Genomic DNA, 18,483 nt, shown 5'->3' with positions numbered 1-18,483 from the left:
AACGGCGGTTTCGGGGAGATTACGTTCGGCGGTTACAGCCACCCTCGTCGTGGCCGGCGAAGAGAGCATTCTTCCGCGTGAGCGCAATCGGGCGGATCAGGTTCTCGACGGCATTGGAGTCGATCTCGACGCGGCCGTCGTGAAGGAAGGTCTGCAGGCCGCGCCACTGGCGATGGATGTAGGTCAGCTTTTCGCCCAGGCGCAACTTGGCCGAGACACGCAGGCGCTGTGCCTGCAGCCAATCACCGAACTCGGCCACGAGGGGCACGCTGCGGGTCTGGCGGGCCGACAGGCGTTGGCCCGGGCCCATGCCGCGGATCTCGGCCTCGATGCGGTAGAGCTCGGCAATGCGGCGCAGCCCCTCGGCAGCGATCTCGGATCCATCCCGGTCGAAGACTTCCTTCAGCTTGCGGCGAGCGTGTGCCCAGCAGTGGGCAACCGTGATCGGCGCGCCGCCCTTGCGGGACGTGCGTGTGAGGCGGTCGTAACCGGTGTAGCCGTCGAGCTGGAGGGTGCCGTCGAAGCCCTGGAGGATCTGCTCTGCATGCGCCCCGGCGCGGCTGAGATGGTAGGTGAACACGACACCGGGCGGGTCTTCTCCGCCCCATCCGCGGTCATCTCGGGCAAGCGCCCAGAAGTATCCCGTCTTGGTTCGCCCTCGGCCTGGATCCAGCACCGGGGCCGTGGTCTCGTCCATGAACAGTTTGCCCGAGGATTTGAGATGCTCGGTTAGCCGATCGACCACGGGGCCAAGATGGAAGGCTGCAGTGCCGGCCCAGTCCGCCAGTGTGCTGCGGTCGACCTGGATGCCGGAGCGCGCCAGGATCTGGCTCTGCCTGTAAAATGGCAGGTGGTCCGCGAACTTCGAGACCAACACATGTGCAATGGCACCCTCAGTTGGAAGACCGCCTTCAATCAGCCAGGACGCGGCAGGTGCCTGAGTGACGCCATCCGAACAGATGCGGCAGGCATACTTCGGCCGGATGTCGACCAGCACGCGAAGCTGCGCCGGGATGATGTCGAGGCGCTCGGTGCGGTCCTCGCCAATCCGATGCATGCGGCCGCAGCCGCAAGGGCAATCGAGGCTGGCTGGCTCAATCACACGCTCGATGCGTGGCAAGCCCGCAGGCAGATGGCCGAGGTTGCGCTGCCGTGACCGGCGCGGCGTCGTGGTGGACGGCGCGGCCTGCTCCTTGCGGGTCTCGACCTCGGCGACGGCGGTTTCCAGGTCCTCAAAGGCCAGCTGCCGGTCATCATCGCTCAGCTTCTCGGACCGCTTGCCATGCACGACATGGTTCAGCTCGGCAATGAGATGCTCCAGCCGCCGGTTGGCGTCCTTCAGCGCGTCGTTCTCCTGCAACAGCGCCAGCACGGCGGCGCGCTGGACATGGGCGGATGATACTGCGCCCGGGGTGCCGATGTCCGGCTATTCAGCGCGGTGAGTCACTCTGCCACAGCCGGACGGCGGACCTCCAGTGACCGCACCCGGCGCCAGTCCAGGCCGGCGAACATGGCCTCGAACTGTGCGCGGTTCAGGGTCATGGCCCCGTCACGGATCGAAGGCCAGGTGAATGTGCTTTCCTCAAGCCGCTTGTAGGCCATGACCAAACCACTGCCGTCCCAGAACAGGATCTTCAACCGGTCGGCGCGCTTCGAGCGGAACACGAAGACCGTGCCAGTGAACGGGTCCTCGGCCAGCATCGACTGCACCAGCGCCGCGAGACCATCATGGCCTTTGCGGTTATGCAGTGCTCTGCATAACCGCAACTATGTGGCGACGATGATTATGCGGAGCGAGCTACTTATACCCGGATATTATGCTTTTTTATCAAGCAATTATAGGTAAATGCGCACACACTTGCTTCGCATAATTATGCTCTGCTCCTCCGCAGCGCATGCACAGGCCGTGGTGGATCTTCTTGGCGGCTCAATCGAAAGCCGCGCTTCGGGCGCCCTTGCGCTGCTCGGGCTGGCTGCCGTCCCCAGCGAAACTGCAAGCACACTTATTCTGGACACCGGCAGGCGGCCGGACAGGGGCGTGGACTTCCGGGCGGGACAACTTGGCGGCGGCTTCACCTTCAGTGATGATATTCCGCTCTATCTGGAAGGCTATTTGGGCTGGAACCGTTATGATCCCGTCTTCGTGGCGTCCTCTGGAGCCGAACAGCGCAGGCTTCCGGTGAGTTGGAACAGCTTCGCAGCCTCAGGCGCGATCGGCTGGGACTTCAGGCTGACAGAGACTCTTGCGCTCAGGCCCCTGCTTATGGTTGCACTCGGCACCATTGCGAGCGACGCCACGCTCGGAGAGCTCTTCGCTTCGGGGGCAGGCATCGGCTGGCAGCCGAGGGTGAGCGCGACGCGGGCACATGAGGTATGGGGCCCCTCTTATCGGGCAACGGGTGCAAAGATCGCCTTGAGATCATGCTCCGAGCCGCGCTCGTTGGTATGTTGCGCAGGTTTTGATGCCATGTCGATGTCTACGATGGGAGTGGGTCACCAGCTTGCTGGAGCCCGCTGGGTTTCCCGCGCAGGCGAGCCCGAATACAGGGACACGCCTACGCACGTGGGTCGCCAAGCAGCCCCCGGTCGTTCAGGACCTCTTGCGCGGTAAGTAGGCGGGCGGGAAGGGCGCTCCCGACCGTTCGCGGCATCGACCGGATCGACAGGCGAAGATCCCACCATGGCATGGCGATGCCCATCACGGAGATTAGAGGGGTACCGCCGGGCCGAGCGCGTGGGCCGATGTCCGAAATATGTGGCAATCTTCTGACATGATGGAAACGAAATCCCCTGCGACCTTGCCCAACCAGGTCCTTGATCGGATCGGTGCCGAACCTGCCAAGACTTGGATGCCGGGAGATTTGGCTGGAGCAAACCGGCCTTCTGAAAGCGACGCCGGGCACGACGCCGGTGCTCTTCTAATCCTTCAGATCAGATCGTCCACGGTGACGGACAGCGCAGCGGCAAGCCTTTTGAGGGCTTCTAGAGAGCCGTTCTTTCGGCCAGTTTCGATCTCGGCCACGGTCACGCGATGCACTTCCGCACGAGACGCGAGCTCAGCTTGAGTCAAGCCACGGAGTTCGCGGAACACGCGCAAGGGGCTTTCGCCTTCGATGATGCGAGCAACAGCATCCGAAGGGATGCTCTCTCCGGCATCGGCCTTCGCGCGATCAAACGCCGCGATATCTTCAAGGTCGTCTCTGGCTTCGATGAGCGCTTCGTATTCTGTGCGGGGGATGGTGATCATCTCATTCATGTTGACCTCCGTCAGTCATACACGCCGCCACGCGGCCCAATTTTTAGGACGTCTAGCACCTCGCCTTGATCGTCCATGATCACTCTGCAGTCGCCCACCCGCAGCCGGATGCCTTCGCGGCCTTTCAGGGACTTGACGTTGTTCGACAACGCTTCGGGGTCGGTCGCGTAGAGTTCCACCTTTTCGGTGATCCGCTTCGCCTCGTTGCGCGGCATTTTGCGGAGCGTGCGAAGGGCGGCGGTCCTGTAGGTGATCGTCTTCATGGATGTAGCTTTACGCTACATTTTGCCCTATTGCAAGGAGCGTTGTAGCGCAAGGCTACAAGGGGGCAGGCCAACCCAGAAAATGGACCCTGCGCACTTGTCAGGGCGAAAGCTGGCACACGCCTAAGGTCGCGAGATTGCGGCCCTCTTGGAGGCCGTGCTAGCTCGAATGCGCTCCGAGGACAGCCAGCGGGCGGCCGGTCTTCTTGCAGGGGCAGCGCGGCCCGGCGCGACTGACCGCGCAGATCGACGTCGCTCATGAGCACACGAGTTGAGGCCGGGGTGAGCACGGCACGCTGAAGGGCTCTGGGGAAAGCCGATATTGGACCGGCGTGCGGGACAGCTGCTGATCCAACCATTCGTTGCACGCCGTGCTCAAGATCGACCTAGGGGCGAAATGTCGCAGCCTCCATGACGTATGGTGAGTGGGGTCCCGGGTGATGCGAGAATGCGACACATGTGACGCATAATTGACACTCTCAACTCGCTTGGCCGGAATGGCCATTTGTGCTAGAAGCTTTCTTCCGCCGGCCGCTTCGCCGGCACCCCACACATGCAGAATGCTTTCCAGGACGATGATTTCGTCCCTGTGCGGAGCTTTGCGTGGGCGAACAAATAGGAGAACACCACCATGGGCATTTTTACCCGCGAACAATCTCAGGCGGTCGAAAAGCTTCTCGAGTGCGGCCTGTCCGATTTCGACATCGCTCGGAAGGTCTCTGCTAGAGGCGAAGACCCAGAAATCCTCATGGATGCTGTCGGCACTGTCCGTGAACGTCGACAGGCAAGCGCCTCTCTCTGAACCTGCTCGCAAGACATTCGAAACCCCGCCAGGTCTCGTCTGGCGGGCTTCTTTGTGTCTGCAGAAGATGCGTGAATGCGGCGGGTATCTGTTTGAAAAGGAATCGGAAACTAGTCATCCGCTGGCGGTATTTTCGCGCGTTACCTGCTGTCTCGCGCGGCGCTGCACGATCCTGAGTTGCTGATATTTTAGAGCTAGCGCGCCGCACAGGCCGTTCTTCAGCCCGTGGAGCGCTTGATGCTCGCCTCACCTTAGGATTTAGACCTCGGTTTCACGGAAGTGCAGACCCAGTAAGCTGTTAAGATCATCATAAGTATGATCAAGTAAGTGCACGGCTATAGGAGGTAAGACATTGCCTGGGATCGAGAGAATGACGATCACGATGCCTGCGGAGCTAGCCGACGTGCTTCGCCAGACGGTCGCAGGGGGCGAATATGCCTCGACGAGCGAAGTCGTGCGCGAAGCTTTGCGTGACTGGGTTCGAAACCGGGATACTGAACGGCGCGAACTTGAGACCCTTCGCGATGCGATCAAGGCGGGGCTGGAGAGTGGTCCTGGCATTTCGGCTGACCAGGTATTCGCGGAGCTTCGCGCCCGATAAGAGGCGAAGTCCTGACTTTGGCGGCGCCTTGTCATTCTGCCGGCGGCGCGCACCGATCTGGTCGATGTCGCGGATTTTATTGCTTTGGACAATCCTGAAAGTGCAATGTCGCTCCTTGCCGAGGTTGAAGCGATGATGGAACAGGTTGCGGCTCGCCCCGAGAGCTTTTCCGTGCGCGTCTCTAAGAATTCAGATGGTATCGGAGGTGCGGGCCTCGTCAGGCCAGTGATCCAGCCGGACGCTTTTTCATGGTTAACACCGCTAGGAACGCCTCTCGTTCCTTAAACATGCTCAGGTTATACTTGGCGCACGCAAGGCTATGTTGCTGCATGAAGGCGGAGAAATCTGCGGAAACCTGCACCACCTGACCCTCGGGGGTTGGGTCGGTCGAGCCCATCTCCTCCAGGAACGTCACGCCGAGCTCGAGAGGCATGCGCACACGTAGCGTCGTCCCAGGTTCGACCTTGTCGAACCGCGCTCCGATCTTGTCGAAAACCCCCTCCTCATCGACTTCTGTTAGGGTCAGGATTTCTTCTGCCATGCGCCTCTCCATTGCTCAACGGCACAACCTATAGACGAACATCTCCCTGTCGTCGAAGTGCTGCTGGGAACCTTCGGCGGAAACCCGCAACATACCGGGATCAGAAGCCGGATCGCTCGAGCTGGCTGCTGATCCCGCGATGTCGATGGGCACCTGAGGGACCGGTCAGTCGATGCGGTCAGACGTCGCTCATCACCCGGGACCGCAGGCAGGCGCAACGAGCTGCCGATCACCTTGTCAGGTACCTCGGCGCTCTTCCTTTTCTCCGAATGGAATCTCTTTCACAATGTCTCGCTGCCAGATGTGGCGCGCGCTACTCCGGTTATGGGGGTGCAATGCTATCTGCGTCGGGAAGGTGCCCAGATTTAGTGGTACCGCCATGTCTCGGAGACCATAAGGTTCGGCGCTTCACCTTGGCGATGGTGGCCTGCAACCTCGCTTGGCTGCCGAAACTGCTCGCAATCTGAGACTGAAAGGGGCTACTCGGACTGCCTCTTCGCAAACCTGGGTGCATCGAGCTCCAGCTCAAGAAAAATCGTTCCACTTAGCAGACTTTTTCAGCGGCCTGTTAGCTAAGCCCGCATCCTCGATGCAGTTCACTTCGCGCGCCAGCTAGCCGCCAGAGCGCGCGAACATTTTGCGAAACAGCGCTTCGGAAACCTTCAAACCCTCGTCGGTGAGCATGATGGACTTGGCGCGCGTGGCGGGGTTGTGGATGAGCCCTTTTTCGTAAAGGCGATCCAGGGCCGCCCAATCCATTCCCTTCCACGCTCGGCGTTCGTCGTGCAGTGTCAACCAAAGCAGCGCGAGCACCGCGTCGTCGATCCTGTCGTCGTCTGGGTCCATGGATGAAGCTCCTTTGGCGATTGAGAACCAGGCCGGGGACTTGCAAAGGCCGGACTTCGCTAGTACGCCGTTGACGTATATGTCAGTGACGCATATATGGTAGCAGAAGATGACACGATTGCAGACAGTGGTCGAGCTTCCCGAGTTCCAGAAGCGCGCAAAGGCGATCATGTCGGACGAGGAGCGGGCGGCGGCGATCACCTTCATTGCCGCGAACCCAGAAGCAGGCGTGTCGCTTGGCGGTGGTCTGCGCAAGGTTCGTATCCCGCGGGAAGGCGGCGGCAAGAGCGGTGGGTTCAGGACGATCTACGTGTTCGGCGGCATTCATATGCCGATCTTCCTGATCACGGCGTTCGCCAAGAACGAGAAGGCCAACCTCTCGAAGTCGGAGCAGGCCGCGGCCGTAGAGATGAGCAAGGCGATCATCGCCAGGTACGGAGACGACAGATGAGCGCATTTGAATCTGTGACCAAGGGCCTCGAAGAGGCGCTGGCCTTCGCAGAGGGCCAGCAGGCCGGCGCCAAGGTGCATGACGTCGCCGTCACCAGCGTTGACGTCGCCAAGGTCCGTCAAAAGACCGGGCTGTCCCAATCCGAATTTGCTAGGAGTATCGGTGTCGCAAAAGGTACCTTGCTGAACTGGGAACAGGGAAGACGCCACCCTACCGGGCCGGCGCAGGTGTTGCTGGCGCTCATCGCCAAGCAGCCCTCGGTCGTCCAAGATCTCCTGCGTGGTAGGTGAGCAGCCAGGAAAGGCGCTGGCGACCGTCGCCGGCATTGTCGCCGCCGCACCCTGATGATTGGTGCCACGGTGCTTCGATACCGTAGGGGTTGCCTGCATCGATGCGGAACCGCACTCTCGCTTCGATTGTCCGAAATATGTAGCAAATTTCGGACATGAAGGACGCTGGATCAGCTGAGGCCTTGCAGAGTTGGTTTCGATCCAAGTCAAAGCTCTTCGCGACATCCCAAGTAGTTGACGGGCACCATGGTCAAGTCTGCTCTACGTCCGGGTCCTCCTCAATGTGGAAGGCAGGGTCGGTCTCGAGGCGGAGTGTGCCGTAGCGGTCGCGTCTGAAGGTGCCCAGACTTGTCACGACATGGTTCTCGGCCCGTTCTGTTACCAGAATGTGAGCACCATGCCAGACATGCCCTTTCGGGCCGCAGACAATGACAAAATCATCCATTGGGCCGTGTCCTCAATCCACGAAAATCTGCAGGCTGCAAAGGGATTGCTTCACCGTCGCGGCTCCCATTCATCATGACGCTGGAGTTCGCCAAAGTGATGGTGCGAAAGTGATGGCATCGCGGCAATTGGCTGGAGCCGTATCGGTGCCGCTGCTGCAGGCGGGCTCTCTATCATCTTTGCGCTACGCCGCATCAATTACACGAAAAATGTTTCTCAGGTACTTATTCGACATCCTTCGAAAGCCGCTTGCCTGGTTGCGAAGATATCCAGCTTCCATGTGTGCGGAAACTTCGGAGCTCGTTGCGACGGGCCGCCTTGCTGATGCGAACTCCGCTCAATTGCGCGCCTCTCACGCGCACCCGGACGCGGCCTCGGAACAGCTCTCTGCGCAGGTGATTAAGTCTCTCGGCGGGGAAGACGCCTCCCGAGTTGGTCTGGTCGTCGGCGACCCCGATCGCGCCCATCCCAGAGCGGAGTCGCCAAGTCAGGAGGCGTCCGGGGCCTCCTTCAATGACCCTGAAGCGACGCAGCGGGCTTGGCGCCGGGACCTCGCTATCGTCGATGGCATGGATGTGATGTGCCGGGAGGGAAGGGTCGCAAATCTGGAGGCACTGCGCGCCGTGATCGATATGCTGCAGGCGCGGCGGGTCACGCCGCATATCGTTTTAGCCCATGACGCCTGCCGGACGTCGTTGGGTGAAGAGGGTGATCTCCGCGCATTCCGTCGGCGTCTGGACCGTGACGTCAATATCGACATCTGCCCTTCGGACAGGTCGGTCGCGGCGTGGGTGATCGAGCTGGCGGTCGATTTGGAAGCGCCGATTGTGTCGCACGATCCTTCCCAAGCTTGGCCAAACGCTCGCGATTTTCCACGGCTATAGGCTATGCCGTAAAATCGCAATGAACGTGCGCCTACCTGCTCCACTTGGGGCCTGAGAAGAGCTGCACAAGAGGTCTCAACCCTAAACGGATACCCCCAGTTCCACCGCGTTGGTGCGTGCACCACGTTGCGCGCCGGATTGCCACTATGCGACCGATAATTCGGCAAGAAATAGCGTCTTCGGCACCAATTTGAACAAATGATAAGAAGCCAGCTGAACCATCTCCTGCCAACACTTGTTTGTCTGACAGGAGGACCAAGACCATGAAAAAGTATCTCTATATCACTGCTATCGCTCTTCCCATCGTGACAGGTTCGGCCTGGGCTCAGGAAACGACCATCCAGCCAACGGACCAAGCCCCCGCCGAACAGACGGAGGGCGAAACTCCGGACGCTGAGATGGCGGGGGACGCGCCCGCAGTCGGTGACATGGCGACCGAGTCCGCTCCGGCCGAAGGCATGGCGGCCGAAAGCGCAGACAGCGAAACTACGGTGGCGCCCTCGGACGCTGTCGTGCCGCAACAGGACAGCGCCGAGATGCTCGGCGATTGGCTGCTCAGCACGTCGGTGACCTCACCGGACGGCGAGACCATCGGCAGCATCAAGGATTTCATCATCACCGAGGACGGACAGATCACAGCCGTAATCCTAGGTGTCGGCGGCTTCCTTGGCATCGGCGAAAAGGACATCGCGGTCGACTATAGCCAGTTGGACATCCAGTACGACGGTAACGCCATTCAACTCGCCATGACGCGAGAGGAAGCAGATGCCGCGCCTGAATACCAATACCGAGACAAGGAGACCCCGCCCCCAGCGACGGGTGACGCAATGGGCGCAACGGGAACCGACATGAACAGCGAGACCGGTAGTACGGGTGACGAAGCCGGAACGATGGGCGCCGCACCTACAGAATGACGCGTTTCCTCCGCGTCTGAGTTGCCGAATTTTGCCAGCGCCCGGCTGAAATTTCAGTCGGGCGCCGTGCGTAGCTGCTACGGTCGAATTGCCAAAGCCGGTAAGATTGTTGGATGCTCATGCGCCTGACCTTCTTTTTCTGATGAGAGCACGGCCCCTTCGGATAGTTCCAACAGACCTTGCTGCATGGTCCGCGCGAACGGCTCAACTGGGCCGATCATCAATTCTATCCGGCTTCACCGGCCAGCCAAGCCAGCGCATCGGATTGTGTCTTGAATTCGCGGGTTTCCTCGACCTTCGTGCGCTTCCCATCGAGCTCGGTGTATTCTTCTCCGCGATAGCGGAACTCGGAGCCTCCATCAGAGCCGGGCATTTCCTGGCGCCAGACTTCACGGGCGCCTTGAGCTTCGAATAGTTCCCATTCCCGATTGGTCATAGCGATCCTCCAGATGTGGTGAGCTTTCGACAGCAACGCTAACCTCCAGGCCGCAGTTTCGCACGCGCTTGGTCATGGCAAGTTCGTGCCGATCGCCGGCGCCTCGAATGCGCTCAGGCCATGCCACCGCATGCTCAACTCTCCAAGACATACATCGCCGCTTCCCAGAGCTCGGCGGAGGAAAGACCAAGGTCAGTGAAGTTAGCCTGCAGTGCCCGGTTGTTGATGAGTGCCACCTGTACTGCGGTGTCCGCGCTGATCGTCTTGCCGTTGATCAGCGCATGGATGCGCGACGCGTTTGCCTCGATCTCGGCGGCAGAGAGGTGCCATGCGGGAGTCGAGCCCAGAGCCTTGCGGCTCTCGCTGAAGAAGACATGCTTGAAAGCGTAGGTGTTGAGATACATCAGTCCGAACATGATCACCGCCGAGGCGAGGATCATGAGGGCGAAACGGGAATAGGTCATCGGCACCTCCATTCTTGTCGCTTTCGGCCTCAACGGTCTTCCAGCGCTGGAGGGGTCCCGAAAAAGTGCGCTTCCTTTGACCGCCTTGCGGGAGTGTCGGAAGGGATCAGAACTTGACCTCTAGCTCCCTGGGTTCGCCCTGTTACCGGTCGGGTCATCTTGCAAAAGTTAGCGCGTCTCCGGCGATCGCGATCTGCTCTCGCAGCGTAGGAGCGTCGTTTAAAGGCCCGCGAGCCAGTGAGCGCGGGCACTGTGACCTCCAGCCATGGATCGAAACGGTCAAGCGGTTGAGCAAGATAAATTTGTCGGCAACCCAGAGCCGAGAGGACTCGACGGCAAACGAGAAATGACGCAACATTAAATAGTCCGTGAGTGGACGAACGCGCCTGAAGAATCCCTCTGAGTTTCGTCCGGAATTACCCGGCATGAGTGGCGAGGGCATATCATTGCAGCTACACTGATTGTATCTATAGCAGCCCCGGGGATGGCCCATCTCTGGGGCAATTTCTTGCTCGCTCTTGCGACGTTTGTTCGCTTTCCACCCGCGCGCGGAAGAACCCCAGCACACTAGAAGCTGTGGTCGACGCGGCAGCATCGTCGTTTCAAGCCGCGGTACTGGTTCTGTTCGGAACCTTCCCGCGCTGGAAGGTCGTTGAGGAACTAGGAGCGACATTTACCGGAGGAGATCGATGCCCCTTGATGCTCAGAGGAAGTCAGCGCAGCTATACCGAATGGCCATGCCCGACCATCTTTGCCCCTTCGGCCTCAAGTCGAAGGATCTTCTGGAGCGAGAGGGGTTCGAGGTCGAGGACCACCTACTCGAGAGCCACGACGAAACCGAGCGCTTCAAGCAGCGGCACGATGTGCAGACGACGCCGCAAGCGTGGATCGACAATGAGCGGATCGGTGGCTACGACGCCCTACGCAAGTATTTTGGCAGACCCCTGCGCGAGGAGGGCGAGACCACCTATACGCCGGTGATCGCAATCTTTGGCGTTGCCTTCCTGATGGCGCTGGCCGTCGGCTGGGCGGCGCTCGGAACCGTCCTGAGCGTCCGAGTCCTCGAGTGGTTTATCGCGATCTCGATGACTTTGCTCGGCATCCAGAAACTTCAGGACGTGGAAGGGTTCTCGACGATGTTCCTGAACTATGACCTGCTTGCCCGCCGCTGGGTCAGATACGGTTACATCTACCCGTTCGCCGAAACCCTCGCCGGGGTGCTGATGATCGCTGGCGCGCTGACATGGCTTTCTGCGCCGCTCGCTCTGTTCATCGGCACAGTCGGAGCGGTCTCCGTGTTCAAGGCCGTCTATGTCGACAAACGAGAGCTGAAGTGCGCATGTGTCGGCGGCGGGAGCAATGTGCCGTTGGGGTTTGTATCGCTCACCGAGAACCTCATGATGCTCGGGATGGGGCTCTGGATAGGGTTGCAGCATATTATTGCGGCCTGACGGCAACCGATGACGGGAAGGCGAAAAGACTTCTGCGCTTGGCTAAGGTCTCCGGCAAGGAGGATCAGATACGCGGCTCATTCTCGCCGCGTATAGGACAGTGCTCCGCACTGATGTGCGATTTACGTACCATACCTGTGCCAGAGCCGAGCGCAGACACCCCAAGGCGATAGGCCGACTAGCCTGCATTCTCTGGCAGGCTGCGCTGCTTGGGGTGACTGCTCACGCCCATCACGTAGAGAACGCTTGCGGCTTCCGGAATCTTTAAAGTTCCGTCAGGGTTCTGAAGAACCTCTCGCCCGTTCCCCAAGACGAGGCGTTGTCAATTCCCGTCAGACTGCCTGAACACGGTGATCGGAAGACCGTCCGCGCCTTCGCATTCCATGATTTGGACGTTGGTCCATTCGGCTGACATGTCACCCTCCAGCGTAACGATGCCTTCGCCCGATGCCTTGCCTGATGCTTTTTTCACCTTGAAATGAGTATCGGCGAAACGGTTAGGGCTACGCAAGCGGCGATGCCCGCTTCAGCCAGTTTGCGCAGCCTTTCGCTGGAGGATGTCCGTGAAGCGGCGCCAAGGAAAACGCGGCTGGTTGCAAGCTACGCCAGAGAATCTGGAGAGCTCCCAAATCTAGGATGGGAAAGTCCTTACACTCGGCAAGTAGCCTAAGTCGCCAAGCTTAAGCCCTGATATCCGGCTCTCCACTTCTTCGGCGGCCTGAAAATCAATCCTCGCGCTCGCGCCTGCCCAGCTTCCGCTCGAGGACCCGCAGCAAAGTGAGGACCAAGAGAACAATCGTCGTAGTCATGGTCGCCAAGGGCATTTAAAATCTGGTCGCTGGTGATCGTTCTGTCTACGGTGCTGTACGGCTTCTGCGTAGGCTGGCCGGTGGACCGGCTCGACGAGGGCGAGGGCTGATGAGTTGCCCTGGATGACACCTCGCAGTGTAGCGCGCCTCTCGAACGGGCAGCATTCAAGAATGGCAGGACCCGGCCTCTCGGCCGGGCCCACGCGTTTCCTGCTCGTTGGAGGGGGACTACTTAAACCCAGTAGTTTGGCACGCCGTAGTAGTCGTGCGTGCGGGCCTCCCAGTCGCGGTCGCGGTGCCAGTCGTCCCGTCGCTCAGGCGCCCCCTCCAGCTGCTCGGACGTGATGTCGGTCACATAGCCGCCACGGCTGGTGTCGTAGTTCAGCTTGGCCCAGGGGATCGGGTGGTGGTCTTCGCCCATCCCCAGAAAACCGCCGAAGCCCATCACCGCATAGGCCACCTTGCCGCTCGCCTTGTCGATGGTGAGGTGGTCGATCGTGCCGATGTGTTCGCCGGTGCGGGAATAGACCGCAGTGCCATTGACTTCGTCGGACGAAATCATTGTCGAGTTATCATGCATTGTGACATCTCCTCCTGATGTGTCCGGTAGAACGGGCGGGTAGGGGCAATGTTCCGCAGCAGGCTCGGCCGGACGGCAGCCGAGAGCGCCTATCCGCCGAGTTTGCGCAGATTGAACTCGGAGGTGTCCTTTGCCGTGTCGCCTGCAAGCTGATCGCGTTGAGCCTCTCCGCATTGGGTCTGCCGCTGGTGTTCCGGTGGCCCCCGTATTTCTCAGAATGGGAACGCATCCGCCGGGCGTTTTCGCTGCAACCACCGCCCCCTGACGGTATCGATCCCGTCGGGGAGGCAGATGCGGCGTGTCATCCTCGACCGGCCCTTGCCGAGTGAGGGAACGTTCGACTGTCTTCTATTGGCCCTTGCGTATCGCCGTTCCCTCGTACCTGACCTGCGACACAGAGCGTTGGAAGGCTTGCGCACGGCAATAGACCGAGGCCGGGCAATGCCGAGGCGGCCATGTTCGTGCTTGTAACAAGAGATCAGGCCGTTCTGGAATCCTAGGGAGGGTGGCAGTTGCGACGAACTGCTTGAGAGGGCGCTCGCAGCCGCACAGCACTCAGTGGCCGTTGCCCCCGGAATATCCTGGCAAGGTATTGAAATACTGGTAGGCGTTGACTCTTCGTGACAACCTTGTCTTACCTGTCCCATCACAAATTTACTGGGGTTCCCGAACATGCCGCAGACGGCGACGGCAAATATTCTGACCATCCTCGAAACCGATTTCTCCGGGGTCGTGGAAGAGTGGCTCGGCACCCAGGTGAAGGAGGGTGTAAAACGCTCCGACCTGTTCTCCGACTCTGAAAGTCGCGCGCAGAACCAGGAACTCCTGAAAGCCTTCGGCAAGGGCGTTCGGGCCGGTGTCGTGAACGAGGAGTTCAGCCTGGACGATGACGCCTGGGAAGACCTGCGCGCTGTTCTGGCCGACGTCAGCAAGGAACGCGTCAGCCGCGGCGTCACGCCGACTGAAATGGCGACCTTTGTGCTGGCCCTCAAGGCGCCGCTGTTCAAGCGGCTCGAGGCCATGCCCGGCGTCGAGGGCGGAAAGCTCATTCGCGACGTTCTCATGGTGACCCGCCTCGTCGATGCCTTCGCGATCTATACCAACGAGATTTTCATCGGCGAGCGCGACCAGATCATCGAGCGTCAGCGCCAGGAAATGCTCGAACTGTCGACCCCCGTGGTCGAACTCTGGGACCGGGTTCTCACGTTGCCGCTGATCGGCACGCTGGATTCCGCCCGGGCGCAGGAGGTCATGGAGAACCTGCTGCAGACCATCCTCGAACGTCAGGCCGAGGTGGTGATCATGGACATCACCGGCGTCGGCACCGTCGACACGCAAGTGGCACAGCACCTTCTGCGGGCTGCAGCCGCCGTGCGTCTGATGGGGGCCGAATGCATCATCAGCGGCATCAGCCCGATGATCGCCCAGACCATGGTGCAGCTCGGCATCGACGTGGGCACTGTGTCGACCCGGTCGAGCATCCGCACCGCGCTGTCCGATGCGCTGCGAAAGGTCGGCTATGTGATCAAGACCACCGAGGCCTCCTGACGTGTCGGGTGTGACGTCCATAAATCTGGTCGAGAACGCGCTTCTCGTCTCCATTCAGGACGACGTCACCGATACCGAAATCGTGGAGTTGCAGGAGACGCTCTCGAACCGGATTGCCAAGGAGAACGTCAAGGGCGTGATCCTCGACATCAGTTCGCTGGAGATCGTCGATACGTTTGTCGGGCGCGTCATTGCCCAGCTTGCGGGGATCTCGCGTCTGCTGGCGGCCGAGACCTACGTTGTCGGGATGCGCCCGGCGGTGGCCGTGACCCTGGTCGAACTGGGGATGTACCTGCCCGAGATCCGCACGGCGCTCAGCCTGACCCACGCGCTTTCCCAGTTACGGCGTGCCTGATCCCGAAGGGACATCAGGCACGCCCGCGCTCGCGGAGATCACGCTCGCAACCAGCCGGGACGTCGTAGCCGCGCGGCAGGCGGTCGCGCGAATTCTCAAGGAACGCGGGCTTTCGGTAATGCGCGTCACGCGTTTCGCGACGGCGGTGAGCGAAATTGCTCGCAACACCATCGTGCATGGTGGTGGTGGCCGGATTTCGATTTATCTCGATACTCGTAACGAGTATCTGCGCGTCGAATGCCGGGACGACGGTCCGGGGATCGAAGATGTGACGCTGGCCATGACCGAGGGGTACACGACCGCGGGAGGGCTGGGCAGGGGGCTTGGCGGCGCCAAGCGGCTCTCACATGGGTTCGAGGTCCGGTCCGCGCCCGGGAAGGGTACAACCGTTTCCATGAGCGTGAAGCTATGAACCAGTGGGTCGAGATTGATGATCGGAGCGCCGTCGCCGTGGTGCGGCGGCTGGCGCGGCGCCATGGCGCCGGGATCGGCCTGCCCGAGACACGTCTGGACGAACTCGCGATCGTCGCGACAGAGGCCACCACGAATATCCTGCGTTACGCCGAGCGCGGCCGGGCGTTGATCGAACTCGTGCGGGCCCCCGGTGCCGAGCTCATCGCCATGATCTTCACCGATCGCGGGCCGGGCATCCCGGATATCGACCGGATGTTCCAGGACGGCGAAAGCTCCACGGAGTCCGCAGGGCTTGGCCTCGGGGCCATCGTTCGTCTGTCAGACACCTTCGACATCTTCAGCTCTCCCGAGAACGGCACCACCATTGTCTGCACCTTCGGCAAGCAGGCCAAAGGAGTGGATACCCGTGTCGAGGTGGTGGGTTTGCGCGTTTGCCACCCACACGAGGACACCTGCGGAGACGATTTCCAAATTCGACAAATTCCTCAGGCGACCGATGTGCTGCTCTGCGATGGTCTCGGGCACGGCCCGTTGGCCGCGGAGGCTGCCGCCGAAGTCACTGAAGCCGCGCTTGCCGCTGGGGGCCTGTCTTCCGAACCGGGCAAACTCATGCGCCAGATCACCGAGCAGCTCATCGGGCGGCGCGGCGCTGTGGCGGCTCTGGTTCATATTGACGAGCCCGAGATGGAAATGCGCTACGCAGGTCTCGGAAATATCTCGACTGTGCTGATCAGCGAGGGCGGGGTTCGCCGTTTGGCCGTGCGGGACGGCCGGATCGGCGGCGCGGCCACGCGGGGCTACGAGGAAATCGCGCAGCTACATCCCGGAGACATGGTGATCCTGCACAGCGACGGATTGAAAACTCTGCGGGAAGCCCATTTCCCAATGGGGCTGCTCAGGAAAAGTCCGCTGCTGATTGCCGGCTTCTTTCTAGACCGAGCTTTTCGCGGCAGGGATGACGCCAGCATAGTCGTGATGCGGATAAGCCAGAGCCAAGAACAAGAATGAAAGAGAAGCTGACAACCCTGACGTTGGAAAAGGGATCAGATGTTGCTCGTCTGCGCGACGTGGCAATGACGCTCACCAACGTGCTGCAGTTTGGCGCTTTCGAGCGGACGCGCACGGTGACCGCGGTTATCGAACTTGGTCGTAACGCCATCGAACATGGCCAGAAGGGCCGTGCGACTTTTTCCATCACCGAGGTTGATGGCCGAACGGCGCTCGGGCTTGTTGTAACCGACCAGGGGAAGGGCATACCTAAAGAAAACCTTATCCGCGACGGCGCTCCGACCTCTGCTGCGGGTATGGGACTGGGCCTGCGTGGGGTGCAGCGAATAGCGACGCGTTTCGATGTCGAAACTGGACACGAGGGGACGCGGATCGACGCTGCGTTCCTGCCCTCCACACGCTTGCCGGTGAGCGCCCAGCTCGTCAGTCAGGCGACCGAAGCTCTGAGGGAGCTGGAGGCCAAGGACCCCGCCGCATCGCTCAGCAAGCAAAACCGGGAACTCGCTGAGGAAATCGCAGATCGCGACCTTCTGATGAAGGAACTGCACCATCGAACAGGAAACAATCTGGCTCTCATTGTCGCCCTCATAAGAATGAGCAAGTCGCAGGCAGCGCAGGAAGAAACCCATCAGATCCTTACCGAACTTGAGGTGCGCGTCGGATCGCTGGCCAAGGCTCACGAGCTGATGCAGCGCGGCACCGATGCTGGGAATGTTGAACTATCGGAAATGCTTCATGAGGTCGCCAGAAATTCGGAGCGGGCATTCAGCGGTGGGACCCTTCAGGCCAGCATCGAGGTTGTCTGTGGCGAGTTGACGCTCAATAGCAAGCTTGCCATCGACATCGGGCTAATTGTCGGTGAGCTCATCACCAATGCGTTCAAGTACGCCTTCGCCGGCCGCGACAAAGGTCTCATCCGGGTTGAGGTGTCCGGAGATCTGAAGCAGGGCATCGCGCTGCTCGTGTCAGACAACGGTGTCGGTCTGCCGGAGGATGCTGAGAGACCCGAGCGGTCGAATTCGCTTGGCTGGCGGATGATCCGGACCCTGACCTTCCAGAATGACGCGACCTTGACCGTGAATGGGACAAACGGCATGAGCGTCCAGATTAGGTTTCCTCCGCAGTCCTAGGCTCTGGACCCATTGATTTCAGCTGCGTGAGATGATTCACCGCGCCAAAACTGAGCGGTGACATGTCTGATCTCTTTTGGCTGAGCGATGTGCAGATGGCGCGCCTCGCGCCCTACTTCCCGAAGTCCCACGGCAAGCCTCGCGTCGATGATCGCCGCGTGTTGAGCGGGATTATCTTTATCAACCGCAATGGGTTACGCTGGCGGGATGCGCCCAAAGAGTATGGTCCCCACAAGACACTCTACAACCGCTGGAAGCGGTGGAGTGATAAGGGCATCTTCGCACAGATGATGGCCGGGCTGGCCGCCGAACACGGTGAGAAGAAGACCGTGATGATCGACGCAACCTACCTCAAGGCACATCGCACCGCGTCCAGCCTGGGCGTGAAAAAAGGGGGCGTGGCCGACTGATTGGCCGCACCAAGGGCGGCATGAACACCAAGCTGCATGCCATCTGCGACAGCAAAGGCCGGCCGCTCAACTTCTTCGTGTCTGCCGGGCAGGTGAGCGATTACATCGGGGCGCGGGCCCTGTTGAGCGGTCTGCCAGATGTAGACTGGCTGCTCGGGGACCGGGGCTATGACGCCGATTGGTACCGGGAAGCCCTGCAAGACAAGGGTATACGCGCCTGCATACCTGGCCGAAAACAGCGCAAGGCGACTGTCAGATACGACAAGCGGCGCTACAAACGGCGCAACCGGATCGAGATCATGTTCGGCAGGCTCAAGGACTGGCGGCGTGTCGCAACCAGATACGACAGATGCCCCACGACATTCTTCTCTGTCATCGCTCTCGCAGCAGTCGTCATCTACTGGCTCTGAAACTCAATGAGTCCAGAGCCTAAGGTTGCTGCCTAGAATTCATTGGCTAGATGGCGCGGTCTCGGCGGATGGAACGCCTTGTTCCTGAGGCCGCACCATTCGACTGCTAAAGCTTGCGAAAACTCATCATGCCAAGGATATCGAGGCGCCTGTGCGAGATTGGAAAGGAGCCTTCT

The 18,483-nt window shown here is 60.5% G+C and carries 22 protein-coding genes and 1 pseudogene; 13 read left to right on the top strand and 10 right to left on the bottom strand.

The window, feature by feature from the left end; translation table 11 throughout:
• Positions 1-37: 37 nt before the first annotated feature.
• From tnpC to ACXAD2_RS07290, 4 genes and pseudogenes are all read right to left on the bottom strand, one after another.
• A pseudogene (tnpC, locus tag ACXAD2_RS07305) lies at positions 38-1,420 on the bottom strand (IS66 family transposase); the annotation flags it as partial.
• A gap of 23 nt (positions 1,421-1,443) precedes the next feature.
• Positions 1,444-1,767: an IS66 family insertion sequence element accessory protein TnpB gene (tnpB, locus tag ACXAD2_RS07300; RefSeq protein WP_475168730.1), complete on the bottom strand. Its 324-nt coding sequence runs from the start codon at positions 1,765-1,767 to the stop codon at positions 1,444-1,446.
• Positions 1,768-2,926: 1,159 nt separating this feature from the next.
• Positions 2,927-3,256: a helix-turn-helix transcriptional regulator gene (locus ACXAD2_RS07295; RefSeq protein ID WP_475168726.1), complete on the bottom strand. Its 330-nt coding sequence runs from the start codon at positions 3,254-3,256 to the stop codon at positions 2,927-2,929.
• Between the two features lie 11 nt (positions 3,257-3,267).
• Complete coding sequence (locus tag ACXAD2_RS07290) at positions 3,268-3,519, bottom strand: type II toxin-antitoxin system RelE family toxin (protein ID WP_475168724.1); 252 nt, start codon at positions 3,517-3,519, stop codon at positions 3,268-3,270.
• 631 nt (positions 3,520-4,150) lie between these two features.
• Between ACXAD2_RS07290 and ACXAD2_RS07285 the strand changes: the two genes are divergently transcribed.
• Complete coding sequence (locus ACXAD2_RS07285; protein WP_475168721.1) at positions 4,151-4,321, top strand: hypothetical protein; 171 nt, start codon at positions 4,151-4,153, stop codon at positions 4,319-4,321.
• A gap of 370 nt (positions 4,322-4,691) precedes the next feature.
• The gene (locus ACXAD2_RS07280) at positions 4,692-4,922 is read left to right on the top strand and encodes a type II toxin-antitoxin system ParD family antitoxin (protein ID WP_475168720.1); all 231 of its coding nucleotides are present in this window, start codon (positions 4,692-4,694) and stop codon (positions 4,920-4,922) included.
• A 217-nt stretch (positions 4,923-5,139) separates the two neighbouring features.
• Here the strand turns inward: ACXAD2_RS07280 and ACXAD2_RS07275 are convergent, their stop codons facing one another.
• Together ACXAD2_RS07275 and ACXAD2_RS07270 are read right to left on the bottom strand one after the other, a co-directional pair.
• Positions 5,140-5,463 carry a hypothetical protein gene (locus ACXAD2_RS07275; RefSeq protein WP_475168718.1) on the bottom strand — a complete coding sequence of 108 codons (324 nt, stop codon included), beginning with the start codon at positions 5,461-5,463 and terminating at the stop codon, positions 5,140-5,142.
• Positions 5,464-6,075: 612 nt separating this feature from the next.
• A complete protein-coding gene (locus ACXAD2_RS07270; RefSeq protein ID WP_475168717.1) occupies positions 6,076-6,309 on the bottom strand; it encodes a DUF6429 family protein in 234 nt (77 codons plus the stop codon).
• Between the two features lie 109 nt (positions 6,310-6,418).
• On the opposite strand from ACXAD2_RS07270, the gene ACXAD2_RS07265 reads away from it, so the two are divergent.
• Both ACXAD2_RS07265 and ACXAD2_RS07260 read left to right on the top strand, forming a co-directional pair.
• Positions 6,419-6,760 (top strand): type II toxin-antitoxin system RelE/ParE family toxin, encoded by a 342-nt coding sequence (locus tag ACXAD2_RS07265; protein ID WP_164185549.1) that lies wholly within the window; start codon positions 6,419-6,421, stop codon positions 6,758-6,760.
• Positions 6,757-7,050 carry a helix-turn-helix domain-containing protein gene (locus ACXAD2_RS07260; RefSeq protein WP_475168716.1) on the top strand — a complete coding sequence of 98 codons (294 nt, stop codon included), beginning with the start codon at positions 6,757-6,759 and terminating at the stop codon, positions 7,048-7,050. Before ACXAD2_RS07265 ends, ACXAD2_RS07260 begins: the two co-directional genes overlap by 4 nt.
• A gap of 250 nt (positions 7,051-7,300) precedes the next feature.
• On the opposite strand, the gene ACXAD2_RS07255 is transcribed toward ACXAD2_RS07260, so the two are convergent.
• On the bottom strand, positions 7,301-7,495 hold the full coding sequence (locus ACXAD2_RS07255) for a hypothetical protein (protein ID WP_475168713.1): 195 nt from the start codon (positions 7,493-7,495) through the stop codon (positions 7,301-7,303).
• A 112-nt stretch (positions 7,496-7,607) separates the two neighbouring features.
• Here ACXAD2_RS07255 and ACXAD2_RS07250 point away from each other — a divergent pair, with 112 nt between their 5' ends.
• On the top strand, positions 7,608-8,378 hold the full coding sequence (locus ACXAD2_RS07250; protein ID WP_475168709.1) for a hypothetical protein: 771 nt from the start codon (positions 7,608-7,610) through the stop codon (positions 8,376-8,378).
• Between the two features lie 263 nt (positions 8,379-8,641).
• Complete coding sequence (locus ACXAD2_RS07245; protein ID WP_475168707.1) at positions 8,642-9,292, top strand: PRC-barrel domain-containing protein; 651 nt, start codon at positions 8,642-8,644, stop codon at positions 9,290-9,292.
• A gap of 226 nt (positions 9,293-9,518) precedes the next feature.
• Here ACXAD2_RS07245 and ACXAD2_RS07240 read toward each other — a convergent pair whose 3' ends face one another.
• Together ACXAD2_RS07240 and ACXAD2_RS07235 are read right to left on the bottom strand one after the other, a co-directional pair.
• Complete coding sequence (locus tag ACXAD2_RS07240) at positions 9,519-9,728, bottom strand: hypothetical protein (protein ID WP_475168704.1); 210 nt, start codon at positions 9,726-9,728, stop codon at positions 9,519-9,521.
• Between the two features lie 134 nt (positions 9,729-9,862).
• On the bottom strand, positions 9,863-10,192 hold the full coding sequence (locus ACXAD2_RS07235; protein ID WP_475168702.1) for a hypothetical protein: 330 nt from the start codon (positions 10,190-10,192) through the stop codon (positions 9,863-9,865).
• A gap of 689 nt (positions 10,193-10,881) precedes the next feature.
• On the opposite strand from ACXAD2_RS07235, the gene ACXAD2_RS07230 reads away from it, so the two are divergent.
• The gene (locus tag ACXAD2_RS07230; protein ID WP_475168699.1) at positions 10,882-11,643 is read left to right on the top strand and encodes a MauE/DoxX family redox-associated membrane protein; all 762 of its coding nucleotides are present in this window, start codon (positions 10,882-10,884) and stop codon (positions 11,641-11,643) included.
• A gap of 1,041 nt (positions 11,644-12,684) precedes the next feature.
• Here the strand turns inward: ACXAD2_RS07230 and ACXAD2_RS07225 are convergent.
• Positions 12,685-13,032 carry a PRC-barrel domain-containing protein gene (locus tag ACXAD2_RS07225; protein ID WP_475168697.1) on the bottom strand — a complete coding sequence of 116 codons (348 nt, stop codon included), beginning with the start codon at positions 13,030-13,032 and terminating at the stop codon, positions 12,685-12,687.
• A 672-nt stretch (positions 13,033-13,704) separates the two neighbouring features.
• On the opposite strand from ACXAD2_RS07225, the gene ACXAD2_RS07220 reads away from it, so the two are divergent.
• From ACXAD2_RS07220 to ACXAD2_RS07195, 6 genes are all read left to right on the top strand, one after another.
• Positions 13,705-14,580 (top strand): STAS domain-containing protein, encoded by an 876-nt coding sequence (locus ACXAD2_RS07220; protein WP_475168695.1) that lies wholly within the window; start codon positions 13,705-13,707, stop codon positions 14,578-14,580.
• 10 nt (positions 14,581-14,590) lie between these two features.
• The gene (locus ACXAD2_RS07215; protein WP_224906250.1) at positions 14,591-14,935 is read left to right on the top strand and encodes an STAS domain-containing protein; all 345 of its coding nucleotides are present in this window, start codon (positions 14,591-14,593) and stop codon (positions 14,933-14,935) included.
• Positions 14,928-15,347 carry an ATP-binding protein gene (locus ACXAD2_RS07210; protein WP_475168693.1) on the top strand — a complete coding sequence of 140 codons (420 nt, stop codon included), beginning with the start codon at positions 14,928-14,930 and terminating at the stop codon, positions 15,345-15,347. The genes ACXAD2_RS07215 and ACXAD2_RS07210 overlap by 8 nt, the downstream gene beginning before the upstream one ends.
• Complete coding sequence (locus ACXAD2_RS07205) at positions 15,344-16,357, top strand: anti-sigma regulatory factor (protein WP_475168690.1); 1,014 nt, start codon at positions 15,344-15,346, stop codon at positions 16,355-16,357. The genes ACXAD2_RS07210 and ACXAD2_RS07205 overlap by 4 nt, the downstream gene beginning before the upstream one ends.
• Complete coding sequence (locus ACXAD2_RS07200; RefSeq protein WP_475168687.1) at positions 16,354-17,487, top strand: sensor histidine kinase; 1,134 nt, start codon at positions 16,354-16,356, stop codon at positions 17,485-17,487. The genes ACXAD2_RS07205 and ACXAD2_RS07200 overlap by 4 nt, the downstream gene beginning before the upstream one ends.
• Positions 17,488-17,549: 62 nt before the next feature.
• A protein-coding gene (locus tag ACXAD2_RS07195) for an IS5 family transposase (RefSeq protein ID WP_475168685.1) occupies positions 17,550-18,307 on the top strand; the annotation gives its coding sequence in 2 pieces (ribosomal slippage) (positions 17,550-17,886 and positions 17,886-18,307; 759 coding nt in all).
• The last annotated feature ends 176 nt before the right edge of the window (positions 18,308-18,483 follow it).

This window comes from Salipiger sp. ABN3_019 (genome assembly GCF_056158605.1).
This window is presented reverse-complemented; position numbering and strand designations above follow the sequence as displayed.

Excerpts from the sequence above, each read along its gene's own strand:
- ACXAD2_RS07260 (WP_475168716.1), top strand. The coding sequence starts at position 6,757 with ATGAGCGCATTTGAATCTGTGACCAAGGGCCTCGAAGAGGCGCTGGCC.
- ACXAD2_RS07270 (WP_475168717.1), bottom strand. The coding sequence starts at position 6,309 with ATGGACCCAGACGACGACAGGATCGACGACGCGGTGCTCGCGCTGCTT.
- ACXAD2_RS07200 (WP_475168687.1), top strand. The coding sequence starts at position 16,354 with ATGAAAGAGAAGCTGACAACCCTGACGTTGGAAAAGGGATCAGATGTT.
- ACXAD2_RS07250 (WP_475168709.1), top strand. The coding sequence starts at position 7,608 with ATGGCATCGCGGCAATTGGCTGGAGCCGTATCGGTGCCGCTGCTGCAG.
- ACXAD2_RS07235 (WP_475168702.1), bottom strand. The coding sequence starts at position 10,192 with ATGACCTATTCCCGTTTCGCCCTCATGATCCTCGCCTCGGCGGTGATC.
- ACXAD2_RS07205 (WP_475168690.1), top strand. The coding sequence starts at position 15,344 with ATGAACCAGTGGGTCGAGATTGATGATCGGAGCGCCGTCGCCGTGGTG.
- ACXAD2_RS07265 (WP_164185549.1), top strand. The coding sequence starts at position 6,419 with ATGACACGATTGCAGACAGTGGTCGAGCTTCCCGAGTTCCAGAAGCGC.
- ACXAD2_RS07255 (WP_475168713.1), bottom strand. The coding sequence starts at position 7,495 with ATGGATGATTTTGTCATTGTCTGCGGCCCGAAAGGGCATGTCTGGCAT.
- ACXAD2_RS07295 (WP_475168726.1), bottom strand. The coding sequence starts at position 3,256 with ATGAATGAGATGATCACCATCCCCCGCACAGAATACGAAGCGCTCATC.
- ACXAD2_RS07275 (WP_475168718.1), bottom strand. The coding sequence starts at position 5,463 with ATGGCAGAAGAAATCCTGACCCTAACAGAAGTCGATGAGGAGGGGGTT.
- ACXAD2_RS07245 (WP_475168707.1), top strand. The coding sequence starts at position 8,642 with ATGAAAAAGTATCTCTATATCACTGCTATCGCTCTTCCCATCGTGACA.
- ACXAD2_RS07230 (WP_475168699.1), top strand. The coding sequence starts at position 10,882 with ATGCCCCTTGATGCTCAGAGGAAGTCAGCGCAGCTATACCGAATGGCC.
- ACXAD2_RS07225 (WP_475168697.1), bottom strand. The coding sequence starts at position 13,032 with ATGCATGATAACTCGACAATGATTTCGTCCGACGAAGTCAATGGCACT.
- ACXAD2_RS07285 (WP_475168721.1), top strand. The coding sequence starts at position 4,151 with ATGGGCATTTTTACCCGCGAACAATCTCAGGCGGTCGAAAAGCTTCTC.
- ACXAD2_RS07240 (WP_475168704.1), bottom strand. The coding sequence starts at position 9,728 with ATGACCAATCGGGAATGGGAACTATTCGAAGCTCAAGGCGCCCGTGAA.
- ACXAD2_RS07290 (WP_475168724.1), bottom strand. The coding sequence starts at position 3,519 with ATGAAGACGATCACCTACAGGACCGCCGCCCTTCGCACGCTCCGCAAA.
- ACXAD2_RS07280 (WP_475168720.1), top strand. The coding sequence starts at position 4,692 with ATGACGATCACGATGCCTGCGGAGCTAGCCGACGTGCTTCGCCAGACG.
- ACXAD2_RS07220 (WP_475168695.1), top strand. The coding sequence starts at position 13,705 with ATGCCGCAGACGGCGACGGCAAATATTCTGACCATCCTCGAAACCGAT.